This is a genomic window from Mesorhizobium sp. L48C026A00 (genome assembly GCF_000502375.1).
Taxonomy (GTDB): Bacteria; Pseudomonadota; Alphaproteobacteria; order Rhizobiales; family Rhizobiaceae; genus Mesorhizobium; species Mesorhizobium muleiense.
Genome location: NZ_AYWU01000038.1, coordinates 21,641 through 39,060 on the forward strand (window position 1 = coordinate 21,641; position 17,420 = coordinate 39,060).

23 protein-coding genes are annotated in these 17,420 nt (G+C 63.7%); 12 read left to right on the forward strand and 11 right to left on the reverse strand.

Features of this window, described 5'->3' with window-relative positions:
- Nucleotides 1–21: 21 nt before the first annotated feature.
- The 4 genes from ccmA (at nucleotide 22) to X738_RS76695 (ending at nucleotide 2,227) form a co-directional block, all read left to right on the forward strand.
- Nucleotides 22–630 carry a heme ABC exporter ATP-binding protein CcmA gene (gene ccmA / locus X738_RS76680; RefSeq protein ID WP_023803342.1) on the forward strand — a complete coding sequence of 203 codons (609 nt, stop codon included), beginning with the start codon at nucleotides 22–24 and terminating at the stop codon, nucleotides 628–630.
- Nucleotides 631–669: 39 nt separating this feature from the next.
- Nucleotides 670–1,335: a heme exporter protein CcmB gene (gene ccmB, locus X738_RS76685; RefSeq protein ID WP_023803343.1), complete on the forward strand. Its 666-nt coding sequence runs from the start codon at nucleotides 670–672 to the stop codon at nucleotides 1,333–1,335.
- Between the two features lie 149 nt (nucleotides 1,336–1,484).
- Complete coding sequence (gene ccmD, locus X738_RS76690) at nucleotides 1,485–1,652, forward strand: heme exporter protein CcmD (protein ID WP_023803344.1); 168 nt, start codon at nucleotides 1,485–1,487, stop codon at nucleotides 1,650–1,652.
- The gene (locus X738_RS76695; RefSeq protein ID WP_023803345.1) at nucleotides 1,649–2,227 is read left to right on the forward strand and encodes a DsbE family thiol:disulfide interchange protein; all 579 of its coding nucleotides are present in this window, start codon (nucleotides 1,649–1,651) and stop codon (nucleotides 2,225–2,227) included. Before ccmD ends, X738_RS76695 begins: the two co-directional genes overlap by 4 nt.
- A gap of 89 nt (nucleotides 2,228–2,316) precedes the next feature.
- Here the strand turns inward: X738_RS76695 and X738_RS86695 are convergent, their stop codons facing one another.
- Complete coding sequence (locus X738_RS86695; protein WP_210163897.1) at nucleotides 2,317–2,637, reverse strand: hypothetical protein; 321 nt, start codon at nucleotides 2,635–2,637, stop codon at nucleotides 2,317–2,319.
- Between the two features lie 143 nt (nucleotides 2,638–2,780).
- On the opposite strand from X738_RS86695, the gene X738_RS76700 reads away from it, so the two are divergent.
- A complete protein-coding gene (locus tag X738_RS76700; RefSeq protein ID WP_023803348.1) occupies nucleotides 2,781–3,698 on the forward strand; it encodes an SMP-30/gluconolactonase/LRE family protein in 918 nt (305 codons plus the stop codon).
- A 222-nt stretch (nucleotides 3,699–3,920) separates the two neighbouring features.
- On the opposite strand, the gene X738_RS76705 is transcribed toward X738_RS76700, so the two are convergent.
- The 8 genes from X738_RS76705 to X738_RS76740 all read right to left on the reverse strand — a co-directional run bounded on the left by X738_RS76705 (nucleotide 3,921) and on the right by X738_RS76740 (nucleotide 11,392).
- The gene (locus X738_RS76705; RefSeq protein ID WP_023803349.1) at nucleotides 3,921–4,454 is read right to left on the reverse strand and encodes an NADPH-dependent FMN reductase; all 534 of its coding nucleotides are present in this window, start codon (nucleotides 4,452–4,454) and stop codon (nucleotides 3,921–3,923) included.
- Nucleotides 4,455–4,493: 39 nt separating this feature from the next.
- Nucleotides 4,494–5,114, reverse strand: coding sequence for a pyridoxamine 5'-phosphate oxidase family protein (locus X738_RS76710; RefSeq protein ID WP_023803350.1), 621 nt, complete (start codon nucleotides 5,112–5,114; stop codon nucleotides 4,494–4,496).
- 18 nt (nucleotides 5,115–5,132) lie between these two features.
- Entirely contained in the window at nucleotides 5,133–5,807 is a 675-nt protein-coding gene (locus tag X738_RS76715) for a septation protein A (RefSeq protein WP_023803351.1), read from the reverse strand.
- A gap of 62 nt (nucleotides 5,808–5,869) precedes the next feature.
- Entirely contained in the window at nucleotides 5,870–7,720 is a 1,851-nt protein-coding gene (gene ftsY / locus X738_RS76720) for a signal recognition particle-docking protein FtsY (RefSeq protein ID WP_023803352.1), read from the reverse strand.
- A gap of 11 nt (nucleotides 7,721–7,731) precedes the next feature.
- Nucleotides 7,732–9,069, reverse strand: a complete 1,338-nt coding sequence (gene mtaB, locus X738_RS76725) for a tRNA (N(6)-L-threonylcarbamoyladenosine(37)-C(2))-methylthiotransferase MtaB (RefSeq protein ID WP_023803353.1) — start codon at nucleotides 9,067–9,069, stop codon at nucleotides 7,732–7,734.
- Nucleotides 9,069–9,953 carry a diaminopimelate epimerase gene (dapF, locus tag X738_RS76730; protein WP_023803354.1) on the reverse strand — a complete coding sequence of 295 codons (885 nt, stop codon included), beginning with the start codon at nucleotides 9,951–9,953 and terminating at the stop codon, nucleotides 9,069–9,071. The genes mtaB and dapF overlap by 1 nt, the downstream gene beginning before the upstream one ends.
- A 175-nt stretch (nucleotides 9,954–10,128) precedes the next feature.
- Entirely contained in the window at nucleotides 10,129–10,290 is a 162-nt protein-coding gene (locus X738_RS82015) for a DUF1328 family protein (RefSeq protein WP_023803355.1), read from the reverse strand.
- Between the two features lie 91 nt (nucleotides 10,291–10,381).
- Nucleotides 10,382–11,392: an MBL fold metallo-hydrolase gene (locus tag X738_RS76740; RefSeq protein ID WP_031256807.1), complete on the reverse strand. Its 1,011-nt coding sequence runs from the start codon at nucleotides 11,390–11,392 to the stop codon at nucleotides 10,382–10,384.
- 293 nt (nucleotides 11,393–11,685) lie between these two features.
- On the opposite strand from X738_RS76740, the gene X738_RS76745 reads away from it, so the two are divergent.
- Both X738_RS76745 and zapE read left to right on the forward strand, forming a co-directional pair.
- Complete coding sequence (locus tag X738_RS76745; RefSeq protein WP_023803357.1) at nucleotides 11,686–12,234, forward strand: protease inhibitor Inh/omp19 family protein; 549 nt, start codon at nucleotides 11,686–11,688, stop codon at nucleotides 12,232–12,234.
- Nucleotides 12,235–12,375: 141 nt separating this feature from the next.
- The gene (gene zapE / locus X738_RS76750; protein WP_023803358.1) at nucleotides 12,376–13,578 is read left to right on the forward strand and encodes a cell division protein ZapE; all 1,203 of its coding nucleotides are present in this window, start codon (nucleotides 12,376–12,378) and stop codon (nucleotides 13,576–13,578) included.
- 154 nt (nucleotides 13,579–13,732) lie between these two features.
- On the opposite strand, the gene X738_RS87810 is transcribed toward zapE, so the two are convergent.
- Entirely contained in the window at nucleotides 13,733–13,891 is a 159-nt protein-coding gene (locus tag X738_RS87810) for a GNAT family N-acetyltransferase (protein ID WP_023803359.1), read from the reverse strand.
- A gap of 45 nt (nucleotides 13,892–13,936) precedes the next feature.
- Nucleotides 13,937–14,152, reverse strand: coding sequence for a hypothetical protein (locus X738_RS87815; RefSeq protein ID WP_245277842.1), 216 nt, complete (start codon nucleotides 14,150–14,152; stop codon nucleotides 13,937–13,939).
- A 239-nt stretch (nucleotides 14,153–14,391) separates the two neighbouring features.
- Here X738_RS87815 and mdh point away from each other — a divergent pair, with 239 nt between their 5' ends.
- The 5 genes from mdh to X738_RS76780 are packed head-to-tail and all read left to right on the forward strand — an operon-like array spanning nucleotide 14,392 to nucleotide 17,414.
- Nucleotides 14,392–15,360, forward strand: coding sequence for a malate dehydrogenase (mdh, locus tag X738_RS76760; RefSeq protein ID WP_023803361.1), 969 nt, complete (start codon nucleotides 14,392–14,394; stop codon nucleotides 15,358–15,360).
- A 47-nt stretch (nucleotides 15,361–15,407) separates the two neighbouring features.
- Nucleotides 15,408–16,601, forward strand: a complete 1,194-nt coding sequence (sucC, locus tag X738_RS76765; protein WP_023803362.1) for an ADP-forming succinate--CoA ligase subunit beta — start codon at nucleotides 15,408–15,410, stop codon at nucleotides 16,599–16,601.
- Nucleotides 16,602–16,605: 4 nt separating this feature from the next.
- Nucleotides 16,606–16,977 (forward strand): cupin domain-containing protein, encoded by a 372-nt coding sequence (locus X738_RS76770; protein ID WP_023803363.1) that lies wholly within the window; start codon nucleotides 16,606–16,608, stop codon nucleotides 16,975–16,977.
- 22 nt (nucleotides 16,978–16,999) lie between these two features.
- Nucleotides 17,000–17,230 (forward strand): hypothetical protein, encoded by a 231-nt coding sequence (locus X738_RS76775; protein ID WP_023803364.1) that lies wholly within the window; start codon nucleotides 17,000–17,002, stop codon nucleotides 17,228–17,230.
- Entirely contained in the window at nucleotides 17,220–17,414 is a 195-nt protein-coding gene (locus tag X738_RS76780) for a hypothetical protein (RefSeq protein WP_023803365.1), read from the forward strand. The genes X738_RS76775 and X738_RS76780 overlap by 11 nt, the downstream gene beginning before the upstream one ends.
- Nucleotides 17,415–17,420 lie beyond the last annotated feature (6 nt).

The following is a 17,420-nucleotide window of genomic DNA, read 5'->3' on the forward strand; positions in this document are numbered from 1 at the left end:
TGTTTTCGGGACGGGCATGGAATGCGGCTGATCGCCGAAAATCTGGGCGGCGAACGCGGCGGCGAGGCGGTTTTTTCCGGCATCAACTTTGCCCTTGGCAAAGGCCAGGCGCTGATCGTCACCGGGCCGAACGGCGCGGGGAAATCGACACTGCTCAGGATAGTTGCCGGATTGCTGCCGGTGGTGGCAGGCCGTTTACTTGTCGAAGGCGGCGGTGAGGATTTTCCGTCGGTCGCCTCGGCCTGCCACTATCTCGGCCACCAGAACGCGATGAAGACGGCGCTGAGCGTGGCGGAAAATCTGCGCTTCTGGCGCGATTTTTCGGGCGCGGATTTTTTGAGCGCCGAAGAGGCGCTGGCAATGGTCGGGCTTGACGGTATCGGCCATCTGCCGTTCGGCTATCTCTCCACCGGGCAACGCCGCCGCGCGGCGATCGCAAAACTGCTGGTCAGCCGGCGGCCGCTGTGGCTGCTCGACGAGCCGACGGCCGGATTGGACAAGGCTTCGGAAGAGCGATTCGGCGGGCTGATGCGGGAGCATCTGGACGAGGGCGGAATCATTATTGCGGCGACGCATCTGCCACTGGGGTTGGAGGGGGCACAGGAATTGAGGATGGGGGAAACTCGGTAATGTCGGCGTTCCCGCCCCTGGGCAAGGGCATCTAAAACCATGCTAGCCCTCTTCCTGCGCGACATTCGCCTGAGTATCCGGGCCGGCGGCGGGGCGCTGACCGGCGTGATCTTCTTTCTCGCGGTGATCGCCACGATCCCCTTCGGCGTTGGGCCAGACCTCAATCTGCTTGCCCGCATCGGCCCGGCGATCCTGTGGATCGGCGCCTTGCTGGCTTGCCTGCTCGGTCTCGACCGATTGTTCCAGGCCGACCGGGAAGACGGCTCGCTCGATCTGCTGGTGCTCGGCGACGACCGGCAGATGCTGGCGCTGACCGTGCTGACGAAATGCCTGGCGCATTGGGCAGGAAGCGTGCTGCCGCTGGTCATCGCCGCACCCCTGCTCGGCCTATTCATGAATATGGAGCCGATCGGCATCGGCGCCACGGCGCTGACCCTTCTGGTCGGCACGCCGGCGATTACCTTCATCGGCGCTGCCGGTGCGGCGGTGGCGGTGGCACTGCCGCGCGGCGGGCTGCTGATCTCGGTGCTGGTGCTGCCGCTGACCATCCCGGTGCTGATCTTCGGCGTCTCGGCAAGCTATGGCGCGGTGGCGAACCCTGATCCGTTTCTGCAGCCTTTCCTCATTCTTGCCGCGCTGACCTTGTTTCTTGCCGTGCTGGGGCCGGTTGCGGCAGCGTTGGCGCTGCGCCATGGAACCGACTGATTTGGCCGGCCATGTTGGTGATTACAGGGCGTCAAAGGCTGCGGCGCTGCTGTCGATTGCGAAGCCGATGGCGCAGGGTTAAAGGAAGGCATGTTGGAACGAAGCGAAATGGTCCGGCTGAAAGGTTTTGCACCGGAGGAGCGACCCCTATGAGCGCGCATGCGCTCTATGTGACCGCTGCCTATGCCATTACGGCCGTGGTGCTGGCCGGGCTGATCGGCTGGATCCTGCTCGACCAGCGTGCACGCAGACGAGACCTCGCCGAGCTGGAAGCGTCCGGCGTGCGGCGGCGCTCCGACAAGGCGGGGAAATCATGAGCATGGAGACGGAAACGCCGGCGCGCTCACGCCGCCTGATCGTGCTGTTGCCGCTGCTGATTTTCCTCGGGCTGGCGGGGCTGTTCCTGACGCAGCTGCTGTCCGGCCGCGACACTTCGGAAGTGCCATCGGCGCTGATCGGCCTGCCGGCGCCGCAGACCAATCTGCCGGCGCTGGAGGGCATGAATTTGCCGGGGCTCGATTCCAGGCAGTTTGCCGGCAAGGTCACGCTCGTCAACGTCTTCGCGTCGTGGTGCGGGCCGTGCCGCGACGAACATCCGCTGCTGCTGGCGCTGTCGCAGGACAAGCGCTTCGTCATCGCCGCCCTCAACTACAAGGACCAGCCGGAAAACGCCCGCCGGTTCCTCGGCGATCTCGGCAACCCGTTCCAGGCGATCGGCGTCGACACGGCAGGGCGCGCGGCGATCGACTGGGGGGTCTACGGCGTGCCGGAAACCTTCGTCGTCGGCAAGGACGGCAAGATCGCCTACAAGCACGTCGGCCCGCTGACGCCGGGCTCAGCACAAGCGCTGCTGCTGCCGGAGATCGAGAAGGCGCTGGCAGCACCCGGCTGATGGCCCCGCCGTTTCGTCATCCTTGGGTCTTCACTCCGCTTTGCGTCGTTACGCCCAAGGATTACGAACGTGATAGGTCGACCGAAGATTCAGCCGTAGACCTGCTTGTGGACCTGGTAGAGCATTTCGCTGCGGTCGGCGCGCATGTCGGCCAGATCGCGGCTGGAAAACGAATCGATTTCGGCGATGAGGCGGTTGTATTGCCGGCGCTTGGCGATGCTGGTGCGAGCGCGGCTCATTAGGCTGTCGAGAATCATAGCGAGGTTCCTTCTGTGCCGCATTGTTGCGGCAGGTTGTTCCTCCCTGATCGATACGCAGCATGACATAGTTATGGTGCATCGCAAAAAGAAGATGTTGCAATGCACCATTGCGCTGGGCGCATAGCCGGTTAACGGCGCATGGGCGGTCATTTGGGTTTTGCCATCTGTGCAAGGGCGGCGTTGCCCGTCTCCGTCAAGATGCGGTGAGACCGGTATCAACGATCTTGCCATATCGATCGCCGGCTGGCTTGATCGCGCCGGCACCAACGATTTGCACGACCCGGGAGAAAACCATGGCCGCCGAAGACTACGAAATTCTCGATCCACGCTTTGCGCGGCTGTTCAACGGCAATGCGCAGGTGGACAAGCTGTTCACCGGATGCCGGTGGGCCGAAGGACCGGCCTGGTTTGCGGCCGGCCGTTATGTGGTCTGGTCCGACATCCCCAACAACCGGATGCTGCGCTACGACGAGACCGACGGCAGCGTCAGCGTGTTCCGCCAGCCGTCGGGCAATTCCAACGGCAACACCGTCGACCGGCAGGGCCGGCTGGTCACTTGCGAGCATTCGGGCCGCCGCGTCAGCCGCACCGAGCATGACGGCTCGATCACCACCATCGCCGACAAATGGCGCGGCAAGCGGCTGAACTCGCCCAACGATGCGGTGGTCAAGTCCGACGGTTCGATCTGGTTCACCGACCCGACCTACGGCATCGATACGGATTATGAGGGCGAGAAGGCCGAGAGCGAGATCGGCGCCTGCCATGTCTACCGGGCCGACCCCGGCACCGGCGAGATCGAAGCGGTGATCACCGACATGGTCAGGCCCAACGGGCTTGCCTTCTCGCTCGACGAGAGCAAGCTCTATGTCGTCGATACCGGTCGCACGCATGGCGCGCAGAATCCGGCGCATATGCGGGTGTTCGATGTCGACGGGGCCGGCAAGAAGGTCTCAGGCGGAAAGGTCTTCGCCGATTGCACGGCCGGCCTGTTCGATGGTTTCAGGCTCGACGACCAGGGGCGCATCTGGACCAGTGCCGCCGACGGCATCCATTGCTACGATCCGGACGGGACGCTGATCGGCAAGATCAAGGTGCCGGAAGTCGTCGCCAATTGCGTGTTCGGCGGCAACAAGCTGAACTGCCTCTACATCGCCGGCACGACCTCGCTCTACATGGTCCGGCTGATGGTCAACGGCGCAAAGACATTTTGAGCGGCCGCGGGGTTTTCGAAGAGGTCGCTGCGCGCGACTGGTTCGGCGGCGAGACCAATGTCGAGACGTTGAGACGGAAGGAAGTTTGCGAGAGGCTGCGGGACAGCGCCCCCCTCTGCCCTGCCGGGCATCTCCCCCACGTAGGGGGAGATCGGCAGCTTTGTCGCCGACGCCCTTAGCGTTCGCTCCGCCCCGGGACAACGAAAGCACGGTGGCCGCCGCTTAACGCGACCGGATGAAATCGGCGAAGGCCGAAATGGCGTTGTGCATTGCCAGTTGGCTTGCCGGCTCCGATAGGATTTTGTCCACCTCCGGTGGCCTCTTGCCGAGCAGGGCGATTTCGAGCGCGGTGTCTTCAAAAAGCGCGAAAGACATGGTGCGCATGATCTCGGCCAGAGCCGCGCGGGCAAACAGCGAGCGCGGCGAGGCGTGCACCAGCATGGCCGGCTTGGCGACAGCGGCGTCGCGCGACACCAGCCAGTCGAGCGCGTTCTTCAGCCCGCCCGGCACCCCATGGGCATACTCAGGGCAGGAGACGATCACACCGTCAGCGGCGGTGACCGCGTCGATCAGCGCGGATGCTTGCGGTGGCGTCCGCTCGCCTTCGTCATCCGGATTGAAAATCGGCAAGCGGCCTAGCCCGTCATAGACGATGACGCGGCAGCCGGTCGGCGCATTTTGCGCCAAACCCGCGGTCAACGCTGAATTGGTTGAGGCGGCGCGCAGGCTGCCAGAGATTGCAAGGATGTTGAGCAAAGGAATGGAGATCAGCTTGGACGATTCGTGGTCGGCACACTACCACATGGTGTGTTTGTATTCTTCGTCCAGCCAGCGGTCGGTCGCCTCGGCCGAATCGGCAAGCGCCAGCTGGTCGCGCAGGATCTGGCCGAGCGTCGGCAGCGTCGCGCGGTCGTACCAGGTTTCCGGCTTCCACAGATCGGAGCGCATGAAAGCCTTGGCGCAATGCATGTAGGCGGCCTTGACCGTCACCAGGACGACGCTTTGCGGTTCCTTGCCGTCGACGGCGAGCCGCTCGCGCAAAGCCGCATCGACGGTGATGCGGGCGTCGCCGTTGACGCGCAGCGTCTCGTTCATGCCCGGGATGAGGAAGAGCAGCCCGACCGAAGGGTTGAGAAGAATGTTCTCCAGCGTGTCGAGCCGGTAGTTGCCTGGCCGGTCGGGGATGGCGATGGTCTTCTCGTCGAGCACGGCGGCAAAGCCCGGCCTATCGCCCTTCGGCGTCACATCGGCATTGCCGGCGCCGTCCGAGGAGCCAATCAGCACGAAGGGGCTTTTGCCGATGAAGGAACGGCCGTGGCCATCCAGCGCCTTCAGTTCCTTGCGGATCGAGCCGTCGGTCGGCCGAGGCGTCTTGTAGATCGTTCTCAGCTCTTCGCGCGTGGTGACGAATTCCATGCCCTCTCCTTAAAATCGTTACTTGCCGGGCTTCCCTTCCGTTCCGGTCTTGCCTTCAAGCGAATGGCGCATGATCAGCGGCATCTGGCTGAAGGTGAAAAGAAGGGTGATCGGCATGATGCCCCAGACCTTGAAGGTAACCCAGGCGTCGGTGGAAAAATTCCGCCAGACCACTTCGTTGACAAGGGCCAGGAACAGGAAAAACAGGCCCCAGCGGAAGGTGAGTTTCTTCCAGCCCTCGGCATCGAGGCTGAAGGCCGAATCGAAGACGTAGCCGAGCAGCGACTTGCCGAAGAACAGGCCGCCGAGCAGCACGCCGCCGAACAGCATGTTGACGATTGTCGGCTTCATCTTGATGAAGATGTCGTCCTGCAGGTAGAGCGTCAGCGCGCCGAAGACGAAGACGACGACGCCCGACACCATCGGCATGATCGGCAAGGTGCGGGTGAGCAGCCAGGACGCGGCCAGCGCGATCGCGGTCGCGGCCATGAACAGGCCGGTGGCGACGAAGATCGGTCCGCCGAATTCGGCCAGCACCGGAAACTTCTGCGACAGCCATGCGCCACGGGCGTTGGCGAAGAAGAACACCATCAACGGGCCGAGCTCCAGCACCAGCTTGAGCAGAGGATTGACGCCTTCCTTCTTCTGTTTCTGCGGGTCGGACGGGTCGCGTTCGAGGATGCGCGGGTTCATAGGCTTTCCTTCTTGCGCATGATCCTGGTCCAAAAGTCTGCAACTTTTTGGGATCAAGCTTGTTACGCCACTCCAGCGATCGCCCTGGCGAACTCGCTTGCGGAGAATGGTTCGAGGTCGTCGACCTGTTCGCCGACGCCGATGAAATAAACCGGCAATTTATGCTTTGCCGCAATCGCCACCAGAATACCGCCGCGTGCCGTGCCGTCCAGCTTGGTCATCACCAGGCCGTTGACGCCGGCGACATTGCGGAAGATCTCGACCTGATTGAGCGCGTTCTGGCCGGTGGTGGCGTCGACCGTCTGCAGCACGGTGTGCGGCGCCTCCGGATCGAGCTTGCCCAGCACCCGGACGATCTTTTCGAGTTCCGCCATCAGCTCGGTCTTGTTCTGCAGCCGCCCGGCGGTGTCGATGATCAGCACGTCGGAGCCGGCTTGCCTGGCCTGTTCGAAGGCATCGTAGGCGAGGCCGGCGGCGTCGGCGCCAAGCTTCGAGGCGATGACCGGCGACTTGGTGCGCTCGCCCCAGATCTTCAATTGCTCGATCGCGGCGGCACGGAACGTGTCGCCGGCGGCGAGCATCACCGACAGGCCGCCGTCGGTGAGCTTTGCCGCCAGCTTGCCGATGGTCGTGGTCTTGCCGGTGCCGTTGACGCCGACGACAAGGATGACATGCGGCTTGTGGCTGAGGTCGAGCTCCAGCGGCAAGGCGACATGGGTCAGCACCTTCTCCACCTCGGTCGCCATGATGGCGCGGACTTCCGTCTCGGAGACGTCCTTGCCGTAGCGGCTGGCAGCCAGCGAATCGGTGATGCGCAAAGCCGTCTCCATGCCGAGATCGGCGCGGATCAGCACGTCCTCCAGATCCTGCAGCGTGTCCTCGTCGAGCTTGCGCTTGGTGAAGACGCCGGCGATGTTGCCTGACAGTTCCCGGGAAGAGCGGGCGAGCCCCTCCTTCATGCGCTGGAACCACGAGCGTTTCGGTGCCGGTTCCGGCGCCTTCTGCGGTTCGGCTCTCTGCTCGACCTTCCTGGTGACGGTGACCTTGCCGGGAGCCGGCTTTGGCTCCGGCGGCGGTTGTGGAACGGGCTCGCGCTTTACCTCCGCCTCGATGGCCGAGGTCCCGAGCGAAGCTCGGGGGTGGGGGTGACTGGCGCTGGCGCCGGCGCTGTCACCCCACCCCGCCGCTTCGCGGCGACCCTCCCCATCGAGGCGAGGGTGGGGCGCTGGAATGGCTTCAGGTTCGGGCGCGATCTCGGTAAGGACCGGCTTCGCCTCGATCGGCGCTGGCTGGCGAATGGGGGGCGGGATTTCGGCCGTCGGTGCGGCATCTTGCGCAGGTCCGCGCTGCCCCTCACCCTTACCCTCTCCCCGTGAAGGACGGGGAGAGGGGGGCGTCAGCGCAGCCGCTTCTTCCTCGGCCTCTGCGGGAGTGGTTCCGGCGGCGCGATCAGCACCCTTCTCCCCGTCCCTATACGGGGAGAAGGTGCCGGCAGGCGGATGAGGGGCGGCGCCAGCCGCTGATGATGGAAGCTGAGTGGACGCTTCGACGGACGCAGGTTCGGGTTGTTTCTTCGGGGCGATTTCCGGCTGCTCGGGCTCAGGAACGTCCTGCGGCTCCGGAGTTGGCTCGGGAATGACGGGAGCAGCCGGAATCTGCTCTGGCTCTTCGACCGGATCAGGCTCCGGCTGAGCAGGCTCGGCCTCTTCAACAGGCACCGGCTGTGCCGGAGGCGCAGCTTCGGGCCAAGGCTCTTCGCGTTTCAAAAATTCCGGAACGGCTTGCTCGGCCGCCGGTTTCAGTGCCTCGAGCGCGTCCCATTTGATCGGCGGCAGCGGTGCGGTCTCGTCGATCCGCTCCTCGACCACTTCCTTCTTGCCGAACGAAAATATCTTCTTGAGAAAACCAGCCATGTTCTTGCGTCTCAGGCGGCGCGGGCGGCAAGCGGCGCCGCGATCAGTCTGACACCGTCATCGCCGGCGATATCGGCCTTAACGATTTCGCCCGGCGCACCCTCGGAGATCGCGGCAAGCGTAAACCCTTCGGTGCGGCCGAGCCCGTCGCGCTCGATCAGGATCGACTGGCGTGTTCCGGCGAGCGAGGAAAGGTGGCTGCGATAGGCGGTGTCACCGGCGGCGCGCAGCCGTGCCGCACGCTGCTTGACCAGTTCGCGGCGAAGCTGCGGCATGCGCGCGGCGGGGGTGCCTTCGCGCGGCGAAAACGGAAAAACGTGGAGATGCGTCAGCCCGCATTCCTCGACGATCTCCAGCGATTTTTCGAACATGGCGTCCGTCTCGGTCGGGAAGCCGGCGATGATGTCGGCGCCGAAGACGATACCGGGACGCAATTTGCGCAAATCCTGGCAAAAACGGATCGACTGATCCCGGTTGTGCCGGCGCTTCATCCGTTTCAGGATCATGTCGTCACCGGACTGCAGCGACAGATGCAGATGCGGCATCAGCCGAGGCTCGGTGGCGATGGCGTCGAGCAGATCGTCGTCAGCCTCGATCGAATCGATCGAGGAAAGGCGCAGGCGTTTCACGTCAGGCACCTGCTTCAGGATTGTCTTGACCAATTTGCCGAGTTTCGGGCTACCCGGCAGGTCGGCGCCGAAACTGGTCATGTCGACGCCGGTCAGCACGATCTCGGCATAGCCATTGCCGCACAGCCGCTTGACCTGCTCGACCACGGCGCCCATCGGCACCGAGCGCGAATTGCCGCGGCCATAGGGGATGATGCAGAAGGTGCAGCGGTGGTCGCAGCCGTTCTGAACCTGGACGAACGCCCGCGCCCGGCCTTCGATGGCGTCGACCATGTGGCCGGCCGTCTCGCGCACCGAAAAGATATCGTTGACGCGAGCCTTCTCGGTGTCGTTGACGCCGAAATCCGGCAGCGCGCGATAGGAATGCGCCTTCAGCTTTTCCTCATTGCCAAGGACGAGATCGACCTCGTCCATGGCGACGAAATTCTGCGGCTCGGTCTGCGCGGCGCAGCCGGTGACGATGATGCGGGCCTGCGGGTTCTCGCGGCGGGCCTTGCGGATCGACTGTTTCGCCTGGCGCACCGCCTCGCCGGTGACGGCGCAGGTGTTGAAGATGATGGCGCCGCCTTCCAGCGCGCCAAGGCCGGCGCTTTCCGCCTCTCGCCGCATCACCTCGGATTCGTAGGTGTTCAGCCGGCAGCCGAAGGTGACGACGTCAATACCCTTGGAGAAAACGGGATTCCCGGAAAGAGCGGGACCCTTCTTGGCAAGGGGAGCCATCAGGCGGCGCTTTCGGTGTCGCGGGCCCACACGCCGGTCGCCGGGTCGAAGCTGCCGGAAAATTCCCATTCGGCGGCGCCGGTGAGGATGACGTGGTCGTCGCCGCGCCACTCGACATGCAAGGAGCCGCCGCCGGGCGTCACCAGGGAGACGCTGCGTCCGGTCCGCCTGGTGCGCGCGGCAGCGACGGCGGCGGCACAGGCCGCTGTGCCGCAGGCCTTGGTCAGGCCGGCGCCGCGCTCCCAGGTGCGGATGACCATCGTCTCGGTCGAGGTCACCCGCGCGATGGTGATGTTGGCGCGTTCGGGGAAGATCGGGTGGTTTTCGAGCAGCGGACCGAAGCGGTCGAGCTCATAGGACCAGACGTCGCGGTCGACCCAGAAGATGGCGTGCGGATTGCCCATCGACACGACCGAGGGCGAGTGCAGCACCGGCGCGTCGATCGGGCCGACCTGCAGCTCGATCATGCGGGTATCGCGGAATTCCTCGGCGAGCGGAATATCCTGCCAGCCGAAATGCGGCTTGCCCATGTCGACCGAGATCAGCCCGTCGGCATGTTCTTCAGCGTTGAGGATGCCGGCGACGGTCTCGAAGGCGAATGTCTTCTGGCCGGTCTCGGCGGCAAGCGCCTGCACCACGCAGCGCATGCCGTTGCCGCAGGCCTGCGCGCCGGTTCCGTCGGAATTCAGGATGTCGATGAAAAAGGCAGTGCCCGGCGTTCTGGCGTCGTGGATCGCCATGATCTGATCGAACTTCGTCGCGGCATCGGCATTGAGCGCAAGGGCGGCAGCCGGCGCCACCCGGTCGGCGCGACCACGCATGTCGGCAACGATGATTTCGTTGCCGATGCCGTTCATCTTGGCGAAGAGCGCAGTGCTTGCCATGGTTCGAAAGGTCTCATGCCGGTTTGGCGCCTATATGGCGGATAGCGGCCGGAATTACCAGTGCGAGACGCCAGCGCGACGTGCGTCGACTTGGACGCACAAAGTACGCACTGACATTTTTAAACCTGCGCATCGTGCTTCCTGAAAATCGATCCGATTTTCGGGCGGATGCGGTCTATGCCACCGCCAAGACGCCAAGCATGACCAGCAGGAAGATGATCAACACAATGCCGATGAGAATGCGGGCGCCGGTGGCGGCGGCTCCGGCCAATGCCGGCATGCCGAGCAGGCTGGCCGCGGCCGCGATTATCAGAAGAATCACAATCCATTTGATCATCGGAAATCCCTCGCAGCCGACGGTTGTGGACCACCACCAACGCGTTTACGACGTCCCGGGTTCCCCCGGGGGCCTCTGAGGGGTCGCCAGCCTAGAGCGCCGGCACGTCCCAGACTTCGCCGGGACGCAGGGCGCGAAAGCGTTCTTGCGGGACACCTTGATCGTTGAGGGCCTCACCCAGCTTTCTTGCCGGCTCGTCGATCGGCTCGTTGGTGAGCCGGAACGTGCCCCAATGGCAGCCGGCGGCATAGGCGGCGTTGCACAACAGCATGCCTTGCACCGCCTCCTCCGGGTTCTGGTGGTGTGGCGCCATGAACCAGCGCGGCTCGTAGGCGCCGATCGGCAGGATGGCGAGGCGGAAGCCGCCGTGCCTTGCGGCCATCAGCCGGTAGTTGATGCCATCGTGGAAACCGGTGTCGCCGGCGAAATAGACCTTCCCGCCCGGCGTCTGGACCACAAAACCCGCCCACAGCGCCATGCGCCGGTCGCGGGTGCCGCGCGCCGACCAGTGGTGCACCGGCTCGACATGGACGGCGACGTCGTTGCCGATCTCGACCCGCTCGCCCCAGTCATGCACGGAAAGCCGCATTCCGGGAACGCCATCGTCGATGATGGCGTCGTTGCCGAGCGGCGTCAGCACCAGCGGGTCATGCTTTGTCTTCAGCCGCTTCAGCGTAGCGAGGTCCAGATGGTCGTAGTGGTTATGGCTGACCAATACGAGATCGATCGGCGGCAGACTGGAAAAGGCGATGCCGGGCGGATTGACCCGTTTCGGCCCGGCAAAGGGGAGCGGCGAGGCGCGCCGCGACCAGACCGGGTCGGTGAGGATGTTCAGGCCGGCTGTCTGGATGAGCAGCGTGGAATGGCCGACCATGGTCAGCCTCAGTTCGGAGCCGTCGACCCGTTTGGCCGGTGTCGCCTGATGAAACGGACTTGGATTCGCCGACGGCCATTTCGAGCGTTCGCCGCCCAGCTGCCACTTCAAAAGATCGGAAAAGCGGGCAGGCAACTTGCCGTTGGGATTGAAGAACAAGGTGCCGTCGAAATGATCGCTGGGCGGCCCGCTATAGTAGCGGTTGGCCGCCCTTTTCCTCGCAGCCAAGATTTCGCCTCCGGCAAGGTTCGGTTTCATCAGAGATAGGACCGAAGCGGGCTGGCGCAAGCATTTGGCGGCCGGACGCCAGGGGCAGGCCTGTCCTGGCAAACCGCTGCGCAGTCTCGCGTCAGACCCCCAGGACAGGTTTTCGGGCGGCACGCATTTGTGGCAAAGTTGCAACAGGTGCCGCCGCAAATGCTATTTTAACTATACAGGGTTGAAATTTTGCCACCTTCTCCGTCTTGGTAAGGGGGATATTGTGCGGACGGCAGCCCGGCCGGATCCGACGGAGGTTTGAAATGAATTTTTCGAAAACCGGTCTGCTTGCCGTATCGCTGGCCGCGCTCTTTGCGAGCGGCTGTTCAACGTCACGGTTCTCGCCGATGGACCAGCAGCCGGCGCCGCTGCAAGCCGCGCCCTCCGGCACGGTGACCGCAAACCAGCTGCCGCCGCCGGCGTCGCCTGGCACCGCCGACCCGTCGAAATTTCCGACGGCGCCGCAAGGCACGCTAAACCCGCAGGTCGCCTCGCTGCCGCCGGACGGAACGGCTCCGGCCGGAGCCCCGGATCTTACCGCAAGCAGCGTCGCCGGCGTGTGGAAGGCCAGCGTGTCCGGCCAGAGCTGCCAGGTGGCGACGCCGCAAACCAAATTCGGCTCCGGCTATCGGGCTGGACCACTGCATTGCCCGGCACCGATCGACGGCATCAAATCCTGGAACGTCGCCGGCAAGCAGTTGACGCTGTACGACGCGAACGGCGGCACGCTGGCACGGCTCTATTCCTCGGGCGGAGAGAAATTCGACGGCCAGACTTCCAACGGCCTGCCGATCTCGCTTACAAGAGGCTGACCCGCCCGCCCTTATTGTTTTTACGCGATTCCGAAAACCGCTACACGCTTTTCCCGGAATTGCTCTCTTTTGTTTTTACGCAATTCCGGACAGAAAACCGCTACACATTTTTCTTGGAATTGCTCCGGAACGACGTGACCGATGCATCTGCGTGACGGCCTTCAGACCCATGCGACCGTCCGGCAGCGTTACGACCATTGGGTCGATACGGGCGTGATCGACCGCGATCCGGCGCAGGAGCGGGTCGTCGCGGCACTCGATCGGTTGATCGACGAGATTTCGGCAAAACGGCTGGCGCACAAATCGAGCGCGCTGGGCTGGCTGTTCGCTCGCAAGCGCGAGACGCGCGAGGCCGTCAAGGGCCTCTATATCCACGGCGGCGTCGGCCGTGGCAAGACCATGCTGATGGACATGTTCTTCGAGCTGGTGCCGGTCCGGCGCAAGCGCCGTGTGCATTTCAACGACTTCATGGCCGATGTGCAAGACCGCATCCAGAAGCACCGGCAGGCGCGTAAAGAGGGCACCGTCAGGGAAGACGACCCGATCGCGCCGGTGGCCCGCGCGTTGGCCGAGGAAGCCTGGGTGCTGTGCTTCGACGAGTTTTCCGTCACCGACATCGCCGATGCCATGATCCTGTCGCGGCTGTTCTCGGCGCTGTTTGCCAACGGCGTCGTGCTGGTCGCCACGTCCAATGTCGCGCCGCAGGATCTCTACGGCGACGGCTTGAACCGCAAGCTTTTCCTTCCCTTCATCGGAATCCTGGAGCGGCATGCGCAGGTGATTGCCCTCGATGCCGACAAGGACTATCGGCTGGACAAGCTCAGCCGCCTGCCGGTCTATGTCACCCCTGCCGATGCCGCGGCCGATGCTGTCCTCGACGAGGCCTGGAAAGTGATGACGCATGGCAGGCCGACGCAGGCAGCGGCCCTGACGGTAAAGGGCCGGCAGGTCGTCGTGCCGCGCGCCGCCGGCGAAGCGGCGCGGTTTTCATTTGCCGATCTCTGCGAAAACCCGCTCGGTGCCCGCGATTTCCTGGCGATTGCCAGCCGCTTCTCGACCGTCTTCATCGATCATGTGCCGGTGCTTGGCGAAGGCATGCGCAACGAGGCGAAGCGCTTCATCCTGCTGATCGACACGCTCTACGACCATCATGTGCGGCTGGTGGTGAGCGCCGCCGCACCGCCAGCGGAGCTGTATACGGCTAGGCGCGGCAACGAGGTCTTCGAGTTTGAGCGCACCGCGTCGCGGCTGATCGAGATGCAGAGCCACGAATGGCTGGAAGACTGGGTGGAGAGGCAGAAGGCGCGGGTGGTGCCTGCGGAGGCGAGGCAGGTTCGGGCCTGAACCCCAAGGGCCCCTCAAGGGGGGAGATCAGATGTCGCCTCGACCTTCGCCAGTTTCCAGCGTTGTGGAAGAGGCCCGTCGTCAAAACCGCCGATCTCCCCCCATGTGGGGGAGATGTCCGGCAGGACAGAGGGGGGCGCTGTCCCGCCGGCGTCTATAGTCGATACACATACATGACGAACGCCTCCGCCGGCCCGTGCGGCTCCTTGCGCGACTCATAAAGCGCCTGGGCCGCCACATTGTCCGGCTCGGTGCCGACCCAGGCCTCCTCGCAGCCATGCTCCCGGCCGAGCTCAAACATGGCGTCGAGCATCTTCGTCGCTATGGCCTGGCGCTGGAAGGCCGGCGCACGCCGACTTCAGAGTTCGCTCACCTTGTCCGGGTGGCGGTGGATGACGGCCGCGCATTGGCCGACGACTGTGCCATCGGCCAATGCCACGATCATGAAATGACCGGGTTCGCGGAGATACGCTGCCAACCGATCCAGCCTGACGGGTTCATCGAACACATCTTCGGCGACCCGCATCACAAGGGCGTCATCGCCGGAAAACAGCCTTCCTATTTCCATCTTCAATGCGTAACTTTCCCAAGTCGGCTCAATTCTTTTGACGTTTACGTAAATCCCAATCCATCTAACCGATTGAAAAATCTCACTCCAAAATAATCGTTTGAATATTTTATGCGCCGGGGCTATTGGGTGCGGCGAAATCCTTGCGGCTTCCCCGCTGCATTCCGGCCTCCTTCCTCGACGCCGTCATCCAATTCGTTAAGGGATTTGGGCGCCGTCACAGTCTAAAGGGAAAACATCCTGACATGGCACGCAACAAGACAGCGCTCATCGGCTCGGGCATGATCGGCGGCACGCTCGCCCACATGATCGGCCTCAAGGATCTCGGCGACGTTGTGCTGTTCGATATCGCCGAGGGCATCCCGCAAGGCAAAGGGCTGGATATCGCGCAGTCGTCGCCGGTCGATGGGTTCGATTCGAGGCTGACCGGCGTCAACGATTATGCCGGCATAGAGGGTGCCGACGTCTGCATCGTCACCGCCGGTGTGCCGCGCAAGCCGGGCATGAGCCGCGACGACCTTCTCGGCATCAATCTGAAGGTCATGGAGCAGGTTGGCGCGGGTCTCAAGAAATACGCGCCGAAAGCCTTCGTCATCTGCATCACCAACCCGCTCGACGCCATGGTCTGGGCGCTGCAGAAGTTTTCCGGCCTGCCGAAGAGCCATGTCGTGGGCATGGCCGGCGTGCTCGACAGTTCGCGCTTTCGCTATTTCCTGGCCGAAGAATTCAAGGTGTCGGTCGAGGATGTCACCGCCTTCGTGCTCGGCGGCCATGGCGATTCCATGGTGCCGATGATCCGCTATTCGACGGTCGCCGGCATCCCGCTGCCCGACCTCATCAAGATGGGCTGGACCTCGAAGGAAAAGCTCGACCAGATCGTGCAGCGCACCCGCGACGGCGGCGCCGAGATCGTCGGCCTGCTCAAGACCGGCTCGGCCTTCTACGCACCGGCCGCCTCGGCGATCGCCATGGCCGAAGCCTATCTCAAGGACAAGAAGCGCGTGCTGCCCTGTGCTGCGCATCTCTCCGGCCAGTATGGTGTCAAGAACACCTATGTCGGCGTGCCGGTGGTGATCGGCGCCGGCGGTGTCGAGCGCGTCATCGAGATCGAGCTCGGCAAGGCCGAGCAGAAGATGTTCGACAATTCGGTGGCGGCGGTGCAGGGCCTGTGCGAGGCTTGCGTCAAGATCGCTCCGCAACTCGCCGCCAAATGATCCGCCGCCAAGTGACCCGCCAGTAAAGTGATCTGGAGACAACGCGCATGAACATCCATGAATATCAGGGCAAGGCGCTGCTGAAGGGCTTTGGCGCACCGGTGGCCGAAGGCGTGCCGGTGTTTGGGGCAAGCGAGGCGGAAGCTGCCGCCAAGGCACTGCCCGGCCCGCTCTATGTGGTAAAAAGCCAGATCCATGCCGGCGGTCGCGGCAAGGGCAAGTTCAGGGAACTCGGCCCCGACGCCAAGGGCGGCGTCAGGCTGGCGAAATCGGTGGCCGAAGTGGTCGCCAACGCCAAGGAAATGCTTGGCCACACGCTGGTCACCAAGCAGACCGGCCCGGCGGGCAAGCAGGTCAACCGCCTCTACATCGAGGATGGCGCCGACATCGAGCGCGAGCTCTATCTGTCGCTGCTGGTCGACCGCTCCGTCGGTCGCATCGCCTTCGTCGTTTCGACCGAGGGCGGCATGGACATCGAGGCGGTCGCCCACGACACGCCGGAAAAGATCATCACCGTCGCCATCGACCCGGAAAAAGGCATAACGGCGGATGATTTGAAAGAACTCAACGGCGCGCTGAAGCTCGACGGCGACGCCGCCAAGGACGGCGAGACGTTGTTCCCGATCCTCTACAAAGCTTTCGTCGAGAAGGACATGAGCCTGCTCGAAGTCAACCCGCTGATCGTCATGAAGAATGGCCGGTTGCGCGTGCTCGACGCAAAAGTGTCGTTCGACAACAACGCGCTGTTCCGCCATCCCGACGTGATGGAGCTGCGCGACATCACCGAAGAGGACGAGAAGGAGATCGAGGCGTCGAAATACGACCTCGCCTACGTCGCGCTCGACGGCAATATCGGCTGCATGGTCAACGGCGCCGGCCTCGCCATGGCGACGATGGATATCATCAAGCTCTACGGCGCCGAGCCCGCCAACTTCCTCGACGTCGGCGGCGGTGCGTCGAAGGAGAAGGTGACGGCGGCGTTCAAGATCATCACCAAGGACCCGGCGGTCAAAGGCATCCTGATCAACATCTTCGGCGGCATCATGAAGTGCGACATCATTGCCGAGGGCGTTATCGCGGCGGTCAAGGAAGTCGGTCTGCAAGTGCCGCTGGTGGTGCGGCTGGAAGGCACCAATGCCGAGCTCGGCAAGAAGATCATCAACGACAGCGGGCTCAACGTCGTCTCGGCCGACGACCTAGACGACGCAGCCAAGAAAATCGTGGCGGCGGTGAAGGGCTGATCTGGTGCCTCCGCACAAGATAAACCTGGTCGAGGCGGCGGATCAGAAGATCAAAAAGGTTTTCGATCCGCATATCGCCGGCGACGTCAACGACGCCCAGGTCAAGATCGCCAAATTCGGTGACGTCTTCGACTGGCACGCGCATGACGACGAGGACGAAGCCTTCCTGGTGCTGCGCGGCCGCATCGCCATCGATTTTCGCGACGGCACGGTGGAGCTTGGCAGCGGCGAGTTCATCGTCGTGCCGCGCACCATTGAGCACCGGCCGCGCTCGCTGAGCGAACAGCCGGTGGTGCTGATGTTCGAGCCGGCGACGACGCTCAACACCGGCAACGCCAAGAGCGACCTCACAGTCGCCGATCTCAAGCGGCTTTAGGGAGCTTGTGCGGGGAAGAGAAATGAAGAACATCACTCTGGCGGTCGAAGACGAGGTTCTGGAGCAGGTCAAGCTGACGGCCGCTGAACAGGGCACGACCGTCGACGCCTTGGTGCGGGAGTTTTTCGCGACAGTGGCCGCGAAGCGCCATGCCAACGACGGGGCTCGGCAAGCCCTGCTTAGGCTTGCCTACGAGGCTTCAGGCGACATGGGCAGCAAGACTTGGAACCGGGCAGCTCTCCATGACCGCTGAGTGCCGCCTCGACACGAACATTCTCGTCTGTGCCGCCATCGGACACGATTCCAAGCGCGCGGAGTATGGCGCAATCATCGCCGCCGCCGAGCGCCTTGGCGTCAAGACACTTTACACCGAAGACCTCAACCACGGGCAGGCCTACGGATCCGTGGTCGCCGTCAACCCCTTCCGCACTCACTGATCAGGT